Below are 1,346 nucleotides of genomic sequence, written 5' to 3' on the forward strand. Positions count from 1 at the left end.
GCGGCGGGCGTCGGTGAGGGCGCCCGCACGGGTATCGCGCCGATCGTCACCGGCGGCATGATGCTGCTGGCCACCTTCTTCACCCCGCTCGTGTCCCTGGTGCCGTTCGAGGCGGCCACGCCGGTGCTGGTACTGGTGGGCTTCATGATGATGACCCAGGTGGTCAACATCGACTTCCGGGACCCGGCGCTCGGCATCGGGGCGTTCCTGGCGATCATCATGATGCCGTTCACCTACTCCATCGCCAACGGCATCGGCTTCGGTCTGCTCGCCTACGCGTTCGTCCGCCTGGTGCAGGGCAAGGCCAACCAGGTGCACCCGCTGCTGTGGGTGATCTCGGTGATCTTCCTGATCCATTTCGCGGAGGCCCCGATCTACGCCCTCATCGGCTGATCCCCTCCGCGTCCCGGCGACGGGAATGCGTGTGGTCGTGAACGGCGTTGACCCCAGTGATGAGTCAACGCCGTTTACCATTGTGTAGCCCACCCCCGGCCCCGACCACCACGGCCCCGCACCACGAGCCCGACAGGGCGGTGAGGGGCTGATGTCGCGCCTGACGATGTTTCGATCCCTGGCCGTCCGCAACTACCGCCTCTACGCGTTCGGCCAGCTCATGTCCAACCCCGGGACGTGGATGCAGCGCATCGCCCAGGACTGGTTGGTCCTCCAACTGAGCGGTGGCAGCGGTATCGCGCTGGGCATGACCACGGCGCTCCAGTTCCTGCCGATGCTCCTGTTCGGGCTGTGGGGCGGGGCGTTGGTGGACCGCCTCGACAAACGAAGGATGCTCGTCCTCACGCAGGGTTCCATGGGTGTGCTGGCCCTCGCGCTGGGTGTCCTCGCCACGGCCGAGGTCGCCCAGGTGTGGCACGTGTACCTGTTCGCCTTCGGGCTGGGGCTCATCACGGTCCTGGACAACCCGGGGCGCCAGGCGTTCGTCCCGGAGATGGTCGGCCGGGACCACCTCAGCAACGCCATCGCGCTCAACAGCGCCAGCTTCCAACTCGGCCGGGTCACCGGACCGGCCATCGCGGGCCTGCTCATCGCGTTGATCGGTAGCGGGCCGGTGTTCATGATCAACGGGGTGTCGTTCGGCTTCACCATCGTCGCGCTGTTGATGATCCGCACCGGCGAGCTCCAAAAGACCGACCCGGTGGCGGGCGGCAAGGGACGGATCCGCGAGGGCCTGCGGTACGTCAGCGGCAGGCGCGACCTCGTGCTGCTGCTCGTCCTGGCCGCGTGCGTGCAGTTCTTCGGCGCGAACGGGCAGAACCAGATCGCGCTGATGGTGAACAACGTGTTCGAGACGGGCGCCGCCGCCTTCGGCGTGGCCGCCGCCGCGCTGG

The 1,346-nt window shown here is 67.8% G+C and carries 2 pseudogenes (1 of these 2 running past the window's edge); both read left to right on the forward strand.

What is annotated here, in order from left to right:
- Window positions 1-393, forward strand: a pseudogene (locus D471_RS34540) (NCS2 family permease); the annotation flags it as partial.
- 151 nt (window positions 394-544) lie between these two features.
- Window positions 545-1,346: pseudogene (locus D471_RS39510) on the forward strand (MFS transporter) (it continues 507 nt past the right edge of the window).

Origin of the sequence: Nocardiopsis lucentensis DSM 44048, from assembly GCF_000341125.1 — a bacterium.
GTDB classification, from domain to species: Bacteria; Actinomycetota; Actinomycetes; order Streptosporangiales; family Streptosporangiaceae; genus Nocardiopsis; species Nocardiopsis lucentensis.